Genomic DNA, 16,274 nt, shown 5'->3' on the forward strand with positions numbered 1-16,274 from the left:
CCAACGTTCATCCAACCCACTGGGTGGCAACCATGCCGTTGCAGCGGTGAGCCGAACCGATACCGTCTAAACATCCGCCTCCACCTTCTGCCTCTGTGAACCAAGCCCCTCGATGCCGAGCTCGATCACGTTTCCTTCCCTGAGATAATGCGGCGGCTTCTGGCCCATGCCAACACCGGGCGGCGTACCGGTGGAGATGACGTCGCCGGGCTGCAGTGACATGAAATGGCTGACATAGCTGACCAGCTTGGCCACACCGAAGATCATCGTCCTGGTCGATCCGTCCTGGTAGCGCCTGCCATCGACTTCGAGCCACATGCCCAGATCCTGCGGGTCGGGAACCTCGTCGGCCGTCACCAGCCACGGCCCGATAGGTCCAAATGTGTCGCAACCCTTGCCCTTGTCCCACGTGCCGCCGCGCTCGGTCTGGAATTCGCGTTCCGACACGTCGTTGATGACACAATAACCGGCGACATGTGAAAGCGCTTCGGCCTCGGAGACATATTTGGCGGTCTTGCCGATGACCACGCCAAGTTCGACCTCCCAGTCGGTCTTGAGCGAGCCGCGCGGAATGCGGACTGTATCATTGGGGCCGCAGATCGCACTATTGACCTTGATGAAGATGATCGGCTCGGCCGGGATCGGCAGGCCAGATTCCGCTGCATGGTCCGCGTAGTTGAGCCCGATGCAGATGAACTTGCCGATCTCGCCGACACAAGGCCCGATCCGCGGCGACCCTACGACGAGCGGCAGCGTGTCGGCATCAATGGCCCGGAGCTTCTCCAGCACGGCATGGGACAGTGCGTCGCCGTCGATGTCCGAGATAAGGGCGCTGAGGTCGCGCATGCGTCCGGCACTGTCCAGAATGCCCGGCCTTTCCTTGCCGACCGGCCCGTAACGCAACAGTTTCATCCAGAACTCTCCTTGTTGTGTTTGCGCGCCGAATTCAGCCGGCGATCAGCGAAAACAGATAGTCGCCCGAGCCGATGTCGAAACAGATGGCGCCTTCGGCACTCCGCGATCTGGGAATGCCTGCAGCCTGCAGCGTCGCGCCGTCGAGATGTACATCCGTGAAATTCTTCGGCAGTTCGATACGCGCGGTGCAGTTCGCTGGCACCGCGATTTTCCAGTCGACGCCACCTGGGGTGCAGCGCCATTCGCTGGCGATCTGCCCCGCATGCGAACGGTAGGTGGCGCTGCACCATCCGAGTTCTGCGTTAGGCAGCGGGCGCATGCGAATATGACGCCCACCTGACCCGTCGGCCTGAACGTCTATGCCGGCCACACGCGCAAACATGAATTCACCAATTGCCCCGAGCGCATAGTGATTGAGCGAGTTCATGTTGACGCTCTGGAACCCACGCTCCGGCGTCCATCCATCCCAGCGCTCCCAGATCGTGGTGGCGCCGTTGCGGATCGAAAAGCCCCAGGAAGGATAGGTGTCCTTGAGCAGCAGATCATATGCCAATTCGGCCTGACCCAGATCGCTCAAAACGGGACAGATGTGGCGGATGCCATGGATGCCGGTCTGGATATGACCTCCGGCGTCGGAAATGCAACGCAAGAGGTGTCCGACCGCCTTTTCGCGGTCGGCCGCCTCGACGAGATCGAAGTCGAGCGCAAACAGGTAGGCTGACTGCGTATCGCCGGCAATCCTGCCATCCTTGTCGATGAAGGCACGCTGGAAAGCGCTGCGGATGTCGCGCCGAAGTGCATTGAAACGGGCTTCGTCCTGCCGCTTGCCGAGCAGGCGAGCTGCCTTGCCCATCAGCTCGGCCATATGTGCCCAATAGGCCGTGGCGACGACATTCTTCGGCGTGAAGTTGCCGAGGCAGAGCCAGTCGCCCCAGTTGCTGTAGACAGCATTGTCGCGGATGAAGCTGGGATTGTTGCGCTCGATCAGGTCGAGCCAGCGGATCATGCCGGCATAATATTGCTGCAGCACCTCCAGGTCACCGTAACGTTCGTACATCCGCCATGGAATGATGACGCCGGCATCGCCCCAACCTGGTGCGCCGCGCGGTGGATTGGGCGCGAAGCGCGTATAGACCGCCGAAGGGGCCACATCCGTGAACGCCCCCTCTTCCGTCTGGGCATCGGCGATATCGACGAGCCACTTGGTGAAGAAGGCAGACGTGTCCATGTTATAGGTTGCGGTGTTGAAGAACACCTGCGCGTCACCCAGCCAGCCCATTCGCTCGTCGCGCTGTGGGCAGTCGGTTGGAACAGACAGGAAGTTGCCGCGCTGCGTCCACACGATGTTGGATTGCAGCTGGTTGAGCATCTCGCTTCCTGACTCAAAGGAACCAGCCAGTGGCATGTCGGAATGAACCGCAATGCCGGTCAACCGCAGCTGTTCGGGGCCAAGCCCTTCTGGTGCAGAGACCTCGACAAAGCGGAAGCCGTGCACGGTGAAACGTGGCTCGAACACCTGGCGTCCGCCTTTGGAGATGTAGGTGTCGGTAGCAAGCGCCCAACGCAGATTGGCCGTGTAGAGCTCCCCGTCCGGCTGCATCGCCTCGCCATGGCGCAGTACGAAGGTCGCGCCGCGCGGTGCCTCGGTTTCGAGGCGCATATGGCCCGCAATATTCTGCCCGAGATCGAAGATCAGCTTGCCGGAAGACGTCCGGTGCACGAACTTTGGCTCGAACTCGACGGTCTTGCGGGTCGGCACGCCACGGGTCGCCTCGACCTTCGGGGCGCGCGGCAAAGGCTGGATCACTTCCGACGCCCACCAGGCGGAGTCATCGAAGCCGACAAGGTCCCAGCCCGGCTTTTCCAATCGGGCGTCGTACTTTTCGCCGAGCAGCAGGTCGGAATAGACGATGGCCTCGTTGCCGCTGCGCCAGGACCCGTCGGTGGCGACGATTTCGGTCGAGCCGTCATCGTATTCGATATGGATCTGGCACAGCAATGCGGGGCGAACGCCATAGTGGCTGCCCGCCCGCTTCTGGTCGTAAGACACCCGGCCGCTGTACCAGCCTTCGCCGACGATGGCGCCGATCGCGTTGGCGCCGCCATTCAGCAACGCAGTGGCATCGTAGCTCTGATATTCGACACGGCTGTGATAGTCGGTCCAGCCAGGCGCCAGCACCTGGTCACCAACAGGCTTCCCATTAAGGTGAAGTGCATAGAGACCAAGCGCGGTGGCATAGATCGTTGCCCGTCTGACGGCCCGTCTCAGCTCGAATTCGCGGCGATAGTAGTCGGCCGGCCGCGCCCAATAGGGATTGTCGTAGACCGTATCCTGCGGCGGGAAGCGACCGCCAGGCGGCACCAGCGCGCGCGTGATCCATTGCGCGCTCCAGTCGCCTTGCTCGAGCAGACCGGTGTAGATCGTCGCCGGCTCGCTGGCCGATGAGACGAGGTCGTTCTCGTCCCAGACCTGTACGGACCAGTGGACGATTTCGTCCGACCGCAAGGCCCGACCGGCATAGGGGACCAACAGCGTTTCGGAGGAGACGACCTTGCCAGTGTCCCACAAGCTGCCCTCGCCGGACGCGACCTTGTGACGATCAGTCCCGACGACGATCCGATACGCCGTCTGCCGCCGGTCGCGGCCGGTTGCTTCCAGCGCCCAGGTCAGGCGGGGCTGGCGCGTATTGAGACCTTGCGGGGCGAAGAGATGTTCGCAGCGCAGATCGACCGCCCTCAACTCGGACATGCTCGTTTCCTCTCCATAAGAAATATCAAAATGTGCAGCGCGCTCGGGATGTGGTCCCGTGCTGCGTCAAGCCTTCAGCCCGCCTGCGAAGCCTTCCATCATGCGGCGCTGGAGCACCGCAAACAGCATCATGACCGGCGCGACGCCGACAAGTAGCGCGGCAAAGACGATGCCCCAGTCGGTAATCTCCTGGTCGACAAAGGCCGCGACCGCGACCGGAACCGTTGCCCAGGACGAGCCTTGGAGATACAGCAGCGGCGTCATGAAATCGTTCCAGATGAAGACGCAGTTGAGGATCAGGACGGTTCCGGTGACCGGCCGGATCATCGGAAAGATGATATGGCGAAAGGTCTGGAAATCGGACGCACCATCGATCTTGGCTGCCTCGTCATAGGCGCGCGGCAGGGCTCTGATGTAGCCGGTATAGAGAAAGATCGTGAAGGGCAGCTGGTAGCCCGCGTGAAACAGGATCAGGCTAACCGGTGATCCAAGCAGGCCGAGATCACGCATCATCTGATACAGCGGCAACAGCCCAAGCTGAAACGGCAGGATCATCGCCAGCAGGAAGAAGACATAGAGCGTCGTGCCCATCTTCGGCCGGCAGCGTGCCAGGAAATAAGCCGCGAATGAGCCGACAGTGGTCAGGATGAGCAGGCTTCCGGTCACCACGACAATGCTCGAGATCAGAGCGTCGCCGAGATAGGCATCGTTCCAGGCCCGCTCGAAATTGCCGAGATAGGGTTCGAGCGGCAGGCTCATCGCATTCCTGCTCCACGTCGAGCGTTCCTTGAAGGAGATCGCTACGAGCAGGTAGATGGGGAAGATGAAGGCGATCGCGGCGATCACCATGAACAGTTCGAGCACGAACGTACGCGTGGTGTAGCGTCCCTTACCCATGGACGAACTCCCTCTTGCGCAGGAAATGCATGGCCGGCAGCACGATCACGGCAACAATCAGCGAGAAGACCAGCGCGACGGCAGCGCCGTAGCTGAATTCGCCGAACTGGAACGAGATGCGATAGATCATCGTCGAAAGCGTCTCGGTGGCGTAGCCCGGCCCGCCGCGCGTCAGCGCGTAGATCTGGTCGAAAAAGCGCAATCCCTGGATCAGCGCGATGACGACGCAGACCGTTATGGCGGGCGCCAGCATCGGGATCGTTACATAGCGAATGCGCTGCCAGGGGCTGGCCCCGTCGAGCATTGCAGCCTCGTTGAGTTCCGGCGGGACGGCCTGCAATCCTGCAAGGAAGATCACCATCGACAGGCCGACTGACTGCCACGAGGTGACGACGATGACGCTGATCAGCGCCAATGTCGGGTCACCGAGCCAGCGCAGGCTTTCAAACCCCGCCAGGTTGAGCAGCGTGTTCAGCGGTCCCTGGTTGGAGAAGATGTACTTCCACATGTAGGAGACGATGATCGGCGTCAGCACCACTGGCATGAAGAAGATGACGCGCAAATAGGTTCGCGACTTGAGGTTACCGTCGACGATCAGGGCCAGGAAAAGACCGAGGGATACCTTGATGACGACAAGGGCCGCGGCGATGATCAGCGTCGTTCCGATTGCCGAACGCACCTGGATGTCGCCGAACATGCGCTGGAAGTTGGCGAAACCGACATAGTTGACCGAGCGGCTGAGACCGTCCCAGTCGGTGAAGGCATAGTCGACGCCACGCAGGATCGGCAAGAAGATGACGCCGATGTAAATGGCCAGGGCCGGCAGGATGAACAGGTAGTTCACCCCGCCCCAGTCCAGGACCCGCCGCCAGAACGGCGGTTGGGCAGTTGCAATCCCAGTGTTCATGTCCATCTCGTCTTCGTCGTCAATCCGCTTGATCCTCCGAAGAGGATGGTCGTCACTGGTCAGGCCGATTTGTAGGCTTCATCCATGCGGCCAAGGACGTCCTTGATCGACGCCTTGCCGGAGAACAGATCCTGGATGCCGACGAAATGGGCTTCCTGGACACGTGGATTGGGCCACTTGTTGTCCATGTAGAGCGCGCCGCGACCGTCATTCACGTACTGCATGATGCCGGTGTAGATCGGGTCGGTCTTCTCAGCCGGCATGCCCAACACCGGCACGAGCGTGATCTCGGCCCAGTCGGCCTGGACTTCCGGCTCGTTCATGAAGTTGAGGAAGGCCTTGGCGGCATCCTTGTTTTTGGAACCCTCGCTGACACCGTAGCCATTGGTGATGCCCACCGGAACACGGGTTTTCTGGGGATCGTCACGTCCAGGTAGTGGCCACATGACGAAGTCGCGGTGACCGGCGGCCTTGATCATGCCGGCCATTGTACCTGCGGTATGCACCGCCATTGCCGCCTGCTCGGAGGCAACGAGCTGCTGCGATTCTTCGAACGACGTGCCGGTCGGGTTCGGATTGAAGAAGCCGCGCTTTTCCAGATCCAGATACTTGGTCAGCGCCTCTTCCCAGCCTGAGCCAACGAAGGTGGCCTTGCCTTCCTTCATGTCCTCCGCGAAGCGCGGGTTGTCGGCAAAGACGGTCGTTGCCACCAGCGCATAACTGATCAGCTGAGTGATCCACTGCGTGCCGATACCGAGCGCAATCGGCACCACGCCTGTGTCCTTGAGCTTCTGGCAACCGTCGAGAAATTCGCTCCAGGTCTTGGGCTCGGCAAGGCCGGTCTTTTCCCAGACGCGTAGATTGACGATTGGTCCGATCACCGAGGGCTGGTTGGAGAACCAGTAAAGTTTGCTGTCTACCTCGATGACATCCTTGGCGAAGGCTGGTGTGTTGGCAGCAAAGGGCTGGTCGCTGAGATCAGTGAGGAAGCCGCCGGGGGCGACCTGATGCACCGACAATGGTACACCGCTGCCGGGCCATACCGGAACAATATCCGGCGCCGTACCAGACGAAAGCTGCATGCGCACGGTGGCCATCAGCTGGTCGACGCTTGCACCGTTGAGGCGTATCTTGAGGTCGGGATTCAGCTTGGCGAACTTGTCGACTGCGGATTGCAATGCGGCGCGTTTGGCCGAGTCGCAGAGAACGCGCAGCTCGCCGCTGAACGATTGGGCGTAGACTTTGGAAATTCGGCCGAGAGACCCGGCCGACAAACCTGCAACCGCCATTCCTCCCAGGAATCCGCGGCGGGAAATCCCAAGTGATAAACTGGCTTTCAGAAATGCATTCTCTCTAAACTTCTGCATTATCGTCTCTCCCTAAAATTGTTTGCCCCGCTCCCTCCCGAGCGGATTGGCAAGGACGACAGAATGCTGCTTCGTCGTCCTTGCCTGGTCCGGTTGACTGGGTGTTACTGGTCTCCGTTGTCGCCGTCGCGTGACAGCTCGTAGCCCAGTCTGTGCGCGGCTTTGGTGATGTGGGCGGCTACCGCGCGCCGGGCGGCTTCCGGATCACGGCCGATGATGGCGGCGCAAATGGCAGCATGCTCATCGATCGTCAGTCGCTTGACCTCGCCGATAACCTCGCCGGAGCGCTCGCGTGTTGCGACGATGGTCTCGCGCATCTTGCCGGTGAGGAAGTTGATGGCATCGGCGATCAGCGGATTGCCGGACGCAGTGGCCACGGCGAGGTGGAACTCGATGTCAAGATCGACGCCCTCGGCCTCCCATTTTTCTGCTTCCTGCATGCGGTCGAGCGTGCGGGCGATGGCGGCGAACTGAGTTGCATCACCGCGCTGGGCGGCAAGTGCAGCGGCTTGCATTTCGATGCCCATGCGCAGTTCGTAGACATGCTGGAACTGTTGCGGGTCGCCGTTGGCATCGATGTCGAGGTGAAACGGCCTGTCGACATCGCCGTGCGAAACGACGGTACCCACGCCCTGACGCGACTGCACAATGCCCGATGAGCGCAGCTGTGCGATCGCTTCGCGAACGACGTTGCGGCTCACTCCAAAATTCTCGGCCAGATACTGTTCGGTCGGCAAGCGGTCGCCGGGCTGCAGACGGCCCTCGCCAATCTCCTGCTTCAAGGCTTCGGCGATGCGCGCGGGAAGGCGGACGGGGCGGTCGAGCGTGTTGATTTTCATCGAACGGTTTCCTCCAGCATACGACCGGGGTTCATGATGCCCTTGGGATCGAAAGCTCCCTTGATAGCCTTGAGCATGTCGACGTGGACGGGAGAGATCCGCGCCAGGAAGGCCTCGCGCTTGATCCGCCCGACGCCGTGTTCGGCACTGATCGAACCGTTCAATCCGTCGACGATTGCAAAGATCACCTCTTCGCAACGATGCAGGAAATCCATCTTGCCCGCTTGGTCCAAGTGCTGCGGCGGCACGACGTTGAAGTGCAAGTTGCCGTCACCGATATGGCCATAGGCAAGCACGATCGCCTCCGCCGAGAGCGCCTTGATCGCCACCTCCGCCTTGCCGATGAAAACCTCGATCGCCGAGATCGGCATGGAAACGTCGGTGCGCAAATGCCGACCGCGGCGGAGCTGTGCCTCGATGATCTCCTCACGGATCTGCCAGAACGACGAAGCGTGGGCAGCGCTGGCGGCTAACGCACCGTCGGTGATCAGGCCCAGCTCCAGCGCCCGTTCGAGAAATTGCTGCAGCAATGCGCGGGCGTCCACCAGTCCGCTGGCCGAAACCTCGATCAGCACATAGACCGGCGACACGGTGGCGAGCGGACTGGCTCTGCCGGAAATCTCAATCCCATCCTGGGTCAGCAGTTCAAAGGCGGACAGCAGATCGCTGAGTTCGCGACGCGCGCTACCAAACAGATCGATGACTGCGGCAACCGAGCTTAAGGCAACGAACGCCGTCTCGATCTGCGTCGGCGCCGGGAACAGCTTGAGGGTCGCTGCCGTCACGACACCGATGGTACCTTCGGAGCCGAGAATGAGCTGCTTGAGGTCGTAGCCGGTATTGTCCTTGCGTAGTGCCTTGAGGCCGTTCCACACACGCCCGTCGGGCAACACCGCCTCGACGCCGAGCACCAACTCGCGCATCATGCCGTAACGCAGCACATTGAGGCCGCCGGCATTGGTGGCGATGGCGCCGCCGATCTGGCAACTGCCTTGCGAGCCGAGCGCCAGCGGGAAGACGAAACCGCGTTGCGCCGCATGTTCCCGCACCGTCTCCAGCACGCAGCCGGCCTGCACCACCATGCTGAAATTGCGCTCGTCCAGCTCGCCGATCTGGTTCATCAATTCGAGACTGAGCACGATTTCGGTTCCGGCCTGGGAAGGCACCGCGCCACCGACGAGGCCGGTATGTCCGCCCTGAGGAACCACGGCGAGGCCCAGGCGTGCGCAGACCGCAACGACTTGCGAGACCTGCTCGGTGGTGCGCGGCCGGACCACGGCGAGCGGCGTGCCAATGTTGTCGCCCGACCAGTCCTGACCATAGCGCGCGCCCACTTCGGCGCCGCGGAGAACGCCGCCGGCGCCGACGATCAAAGCGATCTCGGCGATGCATTTCTCCTGTAGCTCGGCGGTCACCTGCATAAACTCTCTCGGCCTATCGCTCAACAATACGGTTGTCCTACAACCTGATATGTGACATATCTCCCTCGCCGGCACAAGTGGGCTGATGGAATGATCGTGCTCAAAAGATGCGGCAGCTCGCGACGCGACAGAGAACGAGTCCTCCGGTGCGAGGCATCCCGATCCCTGCCAACGCGTCCCAGCCGGACAAAGCGCGTACGAGAAAATGCATATGCCAAGCATTCCGATCATCGATACCCATCTGCATCTCTGGGACCCGGCCCGGATTTCCTATCCATGGCTGGAGGGCAACAAGCTGCTCAACAGGCCCTACTTGCTCGACGACTACCGGGCGGCGTTCGCATCCGTGGACGTAGAGGCGATGGTCTTCGTCCAGTGCGAAGCTGACTTTGCCGCCTACGAACAGGAAGCGGACTGGGTGGTGCAGCAGGCCAGGATCGACCCGCGCATCAAGGCTATGGTTGCCTGGGCGCCATTGGAGAAGGGGCGTGCGGTCGAAGACGACCTCGTTCGGCTCGGCCGCCATGCGATTCTGCGCGGTATCCGCCGTATCATCCAGTTCGAGGACGACATCGATTTCTGCTTGCGGCCGGACTTTATCGAAGGGGTGCGCACGCTGGCCGATCACGGCCTCTCGTTCGATATCTGTGTCGACTACCGCCACATGGCCAATGTCCTGAAATTCGTCGAGGCGCTACCGGAGGTGCCAATGATCCTCGATCATATCGGCAAGCCGGCTATTCGGGATTCCCAGTTGCAGCCGTGGTCCGCACAGATGCGGGAGCTGGCCGGGTTTCCGAACGTCGTGTGCAAGGTTTCCGGCGTGGCGACCGAGGCCGCGCAGAACTGGCACCCGGCCACGCTCAAACCCTTCATGGACGTGGCCTTCGCCGAGTTCGGTCTTGAGCGGACCATGTTCGGCGGCGACTGGCCGGTGACGCTCCAGGCGGTGCCACCGACGCGCTGGATCGAAATTCTGGACGAATATCTCAAGGGCGTCAGCGCCAACGAACAACGCGGCTTCTGGCACGACAATGCCGTCCGCACTTACCGTCTCGCACTCTGAGCGAACCATCCTCAATCCTCCGAGAAGGAACATCCATGTCTGACAGGTTCAAACAACGCGTCGCGCTGATCACCGGCGGTGCCGGCGGCATCGCTCTTGAGATCGCAACCCGAATGGTCGCCGAGGGCGCTTCGGTGTGCCTGGTCGACGTCAACGGCGAGCGCACAGAAAAGGCGGCGGCTTCGCTTGGCACCGGTGCTTTCGGCCTTGCCGCCGATGTCAGTGATGAAGCGTCTATTGCCGTAGCAGCGCGCATGACCCACGACCGCTTCGGCCGGCTGGATATTCTGATCAACAGCGCCGGCATCACCGGTCCGAACACACTGCTTGAAACCTATCCTGCCGACGCCTGGCGGCAGGTGATGGAGGTCAACCTCACCGGCGCGTTCCTTGCCTGCAAGGCAGTCATTCCGATGATGCGCGAGCGCAACTACGGCCGCATCGTCAATATAGCCTCCGTTGCGGGCAAGGAAGGCAATCCGACCGCGTCAGCCTATTCGGCGTCCAAGGCCGGTATGATCGGAATGACCAAGTCGCTTGGCAAGGAGCTCGCCGCAACCGAAATCCGCGTAAACGCGGTGACGCCTGCTGCCGTAAAAACCGAAATCTTCGATCAAATGACCGAGCAGCACATTGCCTTCATGCTTTCAAAGATACCGATCGGCCGCTTCGGTCAGGTTTCGGAGGTCTCGAGCCTCGTTTGCTGGCTGGCCTCCGAGGAATGTTCATTCTCGACCGGTGCGGTGTTCGACGTGTCCGGTGGTCGCGCAACCTATTGATTCAGTGATCCGCCCCGTCCTTGGCAGGCAAGCGAAGCAAAATAGAGGAAACTCAGATGGAACCATTCCAGACACGCAGGCTGGGCGGCACCGACGTCATGTTGCCGCAGATCGGTTTCGGCGCGGCTCCCCTTGGCGAACTCTTCACCAAGGTCACCGAACATGATGCCGAGGCGACGCTCGCCGGAGCCTGGGATGCGGGCATCCGCTACTACGATACGGCTCCATGGTATGGCCGGGGCCAAAGCGAGCACCGTGTCGGCCGGTTCCTCTACCGTCAGCCGCGCAACGAGCTGATTTTGTCGACGAAGGTCGGCCGGATTCTGCGCGCCCCTGCTCGGCCGGAACGTTTCGACACCGGGTTCTGGGCCGGCGGCCTGCATTTCGAGCACCACTTTGACTACACCTATGACGGCGTCATGCGCGCCTACGAGGACAGCCTGCAACGCCTCGGCATGAATCGGGTCGATCTGCTCGTTATCCACGACCTCGACGTGTGGCACCAGGGATCGCAGACCATGGTGGCGGCCAAGCTGGCTCAACTTGCCAATGGCGGTTACCGGGCCCTGGCCGATCTCAAGGCCGCCGGCATGATCCGGGCCATCGGCGCAGGAATCAACGAGCTGGGCATGATTCCGCGCCTGCTCGAACTGTTCGACATGGATTTCCTCCTGCTTGCCCTGAAATACACGCTTGGCGAACAAGAGACGCTGGATGCCGAGATCCCGCTCTGCGTCGAACGCAATGTCGGCCTCATCATCGGTGGCGTCTTCAATTCCGGACTCTATGCCACCGGGCCGGTGCCGAACGCCAAGTACAACTATGCCGACCCGACCCCCGCGCAACTCGTGAAAGCGGAGAAGATCGCCGCGGTCTGCGCCCGCCATGGGGTGCCGCTGATTGCGGCGGCACTGCAGTTTCCCCTGCTCCATCCGCAAGTCACCTGCGTCATCCCGGGCGCCTTTGCTCGCGATCAGGTCACCGCCAACCTTGCCCATGTCAGGCGCGACATACCAGCCGACCTGTGGGCCGAACTGAAGCATGAAGGACTGATCCATGCCGATGCGCCGATCTCTCTTTGAGAGGCGGCGCCCGTTACTCGATTATTTTTGGGAGGAAGTTTTGTCCGACGTTACGATCAAGGGTGCGAGGAAATCCTACGCCTCGATGGAGGTGCTCCATGGCATCGACCTGCACATCAAGTCCGGTGAATTCGTGGTTTTCGTCGGCCCGTCCGGCTGCGGCAAGTCCACGCTGCTCAGGATGATCGCCGGCCTCGAGGAGATCAGCGACGGCACCATCGCCATCGGCGACACGGTGGTCAACAACGTAGCGCCGGCCAAGCGCGGCATCGCCATGGTGTTTCAGAACTACGCGCTCTACCCGCATATGACTGTCTCCGACAATATGGGTTTCGGGCTGAAGATCGCCGGCCTGTCCAAATCGGAACGCGACATACGCGTTCGCAAGGCCGCGGCGATGCTGCAGCTGACGGACTATCTCGAGCGGCTGCCGCGCCAGCTTTCCGGCGGACAGCGCCAGCGCGTGGCCATCGGCCGTGCCATCGTGCGCGACCCAAAGGTTTTCCTGTTCGACGAACCCCTCTCCAACCTTGATGCCGCACTTCGCGTCGCCACGCGCATCGAGATCGCCCGGCTTAAGGAGAGCTTGCCTGGAACCACGATGGTCTATGTCACCCACGACCAGGTCGAGGCGATGACCCTTGCCGATCGCATCGTGGTTCTTAATGGCGGCAGGATCGAGCAGGTCGGCTCGCCGCTCGAACTCTATGATCGGCCGGCCAATCTCTTCGTCGCCCGTTTCATAGGCTCGCCGGCAATGAACATTGTCGACGCCGAGATCCTGTCACAGCAGCCGGCGCGGCTTGGCGTTCGTGGCACGACCATCGACTTGCCGCCCGACGCCGAGGTCAGGGCGCAGGGCACGGCGGTCAAGCTCGGTGTCCGGCCGGAGGACCTGCGTCTGGCAGGTTCAGACGTGCCGTTGCTCTCAGGCACGGTTTCGCTGGTCGAGCATCTCGGCGAGGTGACAATTGCCTATGTCGACATCGGCGCTGGCGAACCACTGGTCGCCAAGCTGGACGGTGCGAGCAAGATCGTGCGCGGCGAGACCATTCACCTGACTGCCGATCGCTACAAGCTGCATGTTTTCGACGCGGCAAACGGTTCGGCCTGCCTTACCGCCAGACTTGCCTCCGCAGCCTGAACTTCACTCGTACGCAACAGATACTGCCCATGCGCAACGACATTCATCTTGCTCCCCGGCCGGCTAACCACCGGCCACTGACGCCCCTCGATTTCCTTCTGCGCTCGGCCGAGGCTCATGCCGAGCGTCCGGCAGTCGCATGGCGCGGCAGATCATGGAGCTACCGGCAATTCGCCGGTTTGGTCGTGCGGCTCGCCGCACGTCTTGCAGCTCAGGGGGTGCAAGCGGGCCACATCGTATCAGTGATGGCTGGCAACCGGCCGGAAATGCTGGCGGCGCATTTTGCCGTGCCGATGCTGGGGGCCGTTCTGAACACCGTCAACACCCGACTCGATGCCGATACCGTCGGCTACATCCTTGGTCACTCCGAGAGCAGTCTCGTGCTTTCCGACCCCGACTGCCTTGCCGTCGCCAAGACAGCGGCCGAAACGACTGGAATTCCGTGCCTCACATTCATGGATGGCGACACCGCTCCGGGCTCCGGCAAAGACATCGACATTCTTGTCGACGACGGGATCACGCGGCCGCTCGATCTGGCTGCCGTCACCGATGAATGGCAGCCGATCTGCCTGAACTACACCTCGGGCACCACGGGCCGTCCCAAAGGTGTCGTCTATCACCATCGCGGCGCCTATCTCAACGCACTGGGCAACGCCGTGTCGCTTGGGCTCACGCCACGCTCGGTCTATCTCTGGACTTTGCCGATGTTCCACTGCAACGGCTGGTGCCACACATGGGCGGTCACGGCGGCAGGCGGGCTGCATGTCTGTCTCGACCGCATTGATCCCGCGCTGATTTTCCGTGAAATCGAAGAGCACCGCGTCACGCACATGTCCTGTGCGCCTGTAGTCCTCTACATGCTGCTCGACCACCCTGCCCGAGCAAAGCGTCAGATTGCTCGCCGCGTTACCATCGCCACGGGTGGTGCGGCACCAACGAGCACGCTGATCGAGCAACTGGACCAACTGGGCTTCGACCTCATTCATCTCTATGGACTGACCGAATCCTACGGGCCGGCCACGATACACGATCTGTCCGAGGAAGAGCGGGCGCTGCCACCTGCCGAAAAGGCAGTTAAACTCGCCAGGCAAGGAATACGGCATCTGACCGCGGGACGGGTGCACATCGTCGACGAAGCGGGGCGGGAGTTGCCGGCGGACGGCCGGTCGATGGGCGAGATCGTGCTGGTCGGCAACACGCTGATGGCCGGCTATTATCGCGACCCCGAGGCAACAGCGGCCGCGTTCCACGGCGGCGCGTTCCACACCGGCGACCTCGCTGTCCGCCACCCCGATGGGAACATCGAAATCCGCGACCGATCCAAGGACATCATCATCTCAGGCGGCGAGAACATCTCCAGCCTCGAAGTGGAGAACGTACTTCACCAACACCCTGCCGTATTGCTGGCCGCCGTCGTTGCGGCTCCTGACCCCAAATGGGGCGAGGTCCCATGCGCCTATCTGGAGACCAGGCAGGACGCGACTGTGACCACTGATGATCTGCGTGCATTCTGTCGAGCTCATCTTGCTGGATATAAGATCCCGCGTCGATTTGTGATCGGCGAACTGCCCAAGACGGCGACCGGGAAGATCAAGAAATTTGTGCTTCGGCAGTACGCGGCAGGATAGTGGGGCACGAGACACCAGCCGTGCCGGCCTCGATCATCGAACTGCCAACGACCCGGGCGATGCTTGGCAAGCAACATCCCGGCGTGACCAAAGCGCGCCCGTCGCGTGAGCGACCGCGCGCCGCGGCGAGGCTTTCCTACATCACCCCCCAGGCGCGATATCGTCCCCGGCCGGTGACCTCACGCAGATCAAGTTCGCCGATGAGATTGAGCGCACCGGCAGTGGTGACGCCGAGTTGCTTTTCGATCATGCCGCTGCTGACCAGCGGCCGCGACAACACCAGCTCGATCAGCTGCGGCAGTTTTGACGTCGACCGCCGGCCCTTGAGCCGCCGCTCCATCTGCGCCTTGGCCAGGATCAGCCGGTCGTGTTCCTTGATCCCGGCGACAGCGCTTTCATGGACGGCGTCGACAAAGGCCAGCAGCCTCGTCGTTCGGTCGCGCGACTGCCGACGCTCGCGACCAACGGCCCGGGCGCCGAGATAAAGCGCTGCCAGATGCACCGTCGTTGTCCCCGTCTGGCGCAACAGTGCTGAGACAAGCAGACGGCCGAGCCACGGTGCATGCTGCAGCGGCGTGGCCACGGTCCAGGCATCGAAGGCGACCGCAGCACGCAACAGTGGCGGCAATGACGCGTTTTGCTGGAGCCCTCCCTGCCATTCGCCTAGCCGCGCCGGCTCGTCCCAATCGCTGTCATAAAGCCATGGACTTCGCTCGCCGGAACTTTTGCCGGCCAATGCAGCCGAAGCAGCGGCTGGGCGATCGTTGCGACCCATCTCGCCGGCAAGCGATTCTGATGCCACTGGTTCGCGCGCCCTGTCGAGCGACGCATTGGCCCGGCTGAGCGCCGCATCCAGCGCCGCCAGTTCGGCGCTAAGACTCGTAGAGCCAGGGCTCGTAGATCCAGGACTCGCGGCGCCAAGACTGTCGCCATCCGGGTCACCATCCGCATCATCGACCCTCGCACTGCCCTCCCCTGAAACCGGCGCCTGCACATCCGGCAGCGGTGGCTGTGTGGCCGGCACGGTGCCGCGCCCGCACAGCGTGGCAAAACCCTCGCGGCCAAGCGCCCAGTCCGGCTTGTTGGCCAGGACCTGGCGCCTGAGCCGCAGGACTTCGTGGGCCCGGGTCAGTTCATGGGTCGGCGCGCGCAGATCCATATGGGCGTCGTGCAGCACCAGGTCTTCGAGGTGCACAAGTTCGCCATCGAGCCACAGTGCGGCGACCGCATCGGCAAAATGACAACGCGCGACAAAGCCCTCCCCAACCGGCGAGCGGGCGATGCGCTCGTCGAGCCGCACCAGGGCCGCAGTCGCCCGCATGGCGGGGCCGACCAGCTCTGTCAGGGGCAATGCGGTAACATCGTAAGGCATTGATTAACCTTAACACAACGATCGATGATAAAGCTATCTGTCTACTACCTTTAGTCATGCAGGATTGCCGATTTCCCTATTCTAACTATCGATAATCAACTCTTATCG

Annotated in this window: 13 protein-coding genes; 5 read left to right on the top strand and 8 right to left on the bottom strand. The window is 61.9% G+C overall.

Annotated features, from left to right (window positions below):
* Positions 1–66: 66 nt before the first annotated feature.
* The 7 genes from ACHMW7_RS02185 to ACHMW7_RS02215 form a co-directional block, all read right to left on the bottom strand.
* Positions 67–912: an ureidoglycolate lyase gene (locus ACHMW7_RS02185; protein WP_395446252.1), complete on the bottom strand. Its 846-nt coding sequence runs from the start codon at positions 910–912 to the stop codon at positions 67–69.
* A gap of 34 nt (positions 913–946) precedes the next feature.
* Positions 947–3,664, bottom strand: a complete 2,718-nt coding sequence (locus tag ACHMW7_RS02190) for a family 78 glycoside hydrolase catalytic domain (RefSeq protein WP_395446253.1) — start codon at positions 3,662–3,664, stop codon at positions 947–949.
* A gap of 66 nt (positions 3,665–3,730) precedes the next feature.
* Entirely contained in the window at positions 3,731–4,561 is an 831-nt protein-coding gene (locus ACHMW7_RS02195) for a carbohydrate ABC transporter permease (RefSeq protein WP_395446254.1), read from the bottom strand.
* Positions 4,554–5,468 carry a carbohydrate ABC transporter permease gene (locus tag ACHMW7_RS02200; protein ID WP_395446255.1) on the bottom strand — a complete coding sequence of 305 codons (915 nt, stop codon included), beginning with the start codon at positions 5,466–5,468 and terminating at the stop codon, positions 4,554–4,556. The genes ACHMW7_RS02195 and ACHMW7_RS02200 overlap by 8 nt, the downstream gene beginning before the upstream one ends.
* A gap of 59 nt (positions 5,469–5,527) precedes the next feature.
* Positions 5,528–6,835 (bottom strand): ABC transporter substrate-binding protein, encoded by a 1,308-nt coding sequence (locus ACHMW7_RS02205; RefSeq protein ID WP_395446256.1) that lies wholly within the window; start codon positions 6,833–6,835, stop codon positions 5,528–5,530.
* Positions 6,836–6,939: 104 nt separating this feature from the next.
* A complete protein-coding gene (locus ACHMW7_RS02210; protein ID WP_395446257.1) occupies positions 6,940–7,674 on the bottom strand; it encodes a FadR/GntR family transcriptional regulator in 735 nt (244 codons plus the stop codon).
* Positions 7,671–9,326, bottom strand: a complete 1,656-nt coding sequence (locus ACHMW7_RS02215) for an FAD-binding oxidoreductase (protein ID WP_395446258.1) — start codon at positions 9,324–9,326, stop codon at positions 7,671–7,673. Before ACHMW7_RS02215 ends, ACHMW7_RS02210 begins: the two co-directional genes overlap by 4 nt.
* Between ACHMW7_RS02215 and ACHMW7_RS02220 the strand changes: the two genes are divergently transcribed.
* Genes ACHMW7_RS02220 through ACHMW7_RS02240 form a run of 5 tightly spaced genes read left to right on the top strand, consistent with a single transcriptional unit; the run spans position 9,307 to position 14,794 of the window.
* Positions 9,307–10,161 (top strand): amidohydrolase family protein, encoded by an 855-nt coding sequence (locus ACHMW7_RS02220; protein ID WP_395446259.1) that lies wholly within the window; start codon positions 9,307–9,309, stop codon positions 10,159–10,161. The two genes, ACHMW7_RS02215 and ACHMW7_RS02220, sit on opposite strands and share 20 nt — an antisense overlap.
* Positions 10,162–10,196: 35 nt before the next feature.
* Complete coding sequence (locus ACHMW7_RS02225; protein ID WP_395446260.1) at positions 10,197–10,940, top strand: SDR family NAD(P)-dependent oxidoreductase; 744 nt, start codon at positions 10,197–10,199, stop codon at positions 10,938–10,940.
* Between the two features lie 56 nt (positions 10,941–10,996).
* Complete coding sequence (locus ACHMW7_RS02230; RefSeq protein ID WP_395446261.1) at positions 10,997–12,022, top strand: aldo/keto reductase; 1,026 nt, start codon at positions 10,997–10,999, stop codon at positions 12,020–12,022.
* A gap of 40 nt (positions 12,023–12,062) precedes the next feature.
* Entirely contained in the window at positions 12,063–13,166 is a 1,104-nt protein-coding gene (locus ACHMW7_RS02235) for an ABC transporter ATP-binding protein (RefSeq protein ID WP_395446262.1), read from the top strand.
* Positions 13,167–13,195: 29 nt separating this feature from the next.
* Positions 13,196–14,794 carry an AMP-binding protein gene (locus tag ACHMW7_RS02240; protein ID WP_395446263.1) on the top strand — a complete coding sequence of 533 codons (1,599 nt, stop codon included), beginning with the start codon at positions 13,196–13,198 and terminating at the stop codon, positions 14,792–14,794.
* Positions 14,795–14,930: 136 nt separating this feature from the next.
* Here ACHMW7_RS02240 and ACHMW7_RS02245 read toward each other — a convergent pair whose 3' ends face one another.
* Entirely contained in the window at positions 14,931–16,166 is a 1,236-nt protein-coding gene (locus tag ACHMW7_RS02245) for an RHE_PE00001 family protein (protein ID WP_395446264.1), read from the bottom strand.
* Positions 16,167–16,274: the final 108 nt, after the last annotated feature.

Source organism: Aminobacter sp. UC22_36 (genome assembly GCF_044056035.1).
Lineage (GTDB): Bacteria > Pseudomonadota > Alphaproteobacteria > Rhizobiales > Rhizobiaceae > Aminobacter.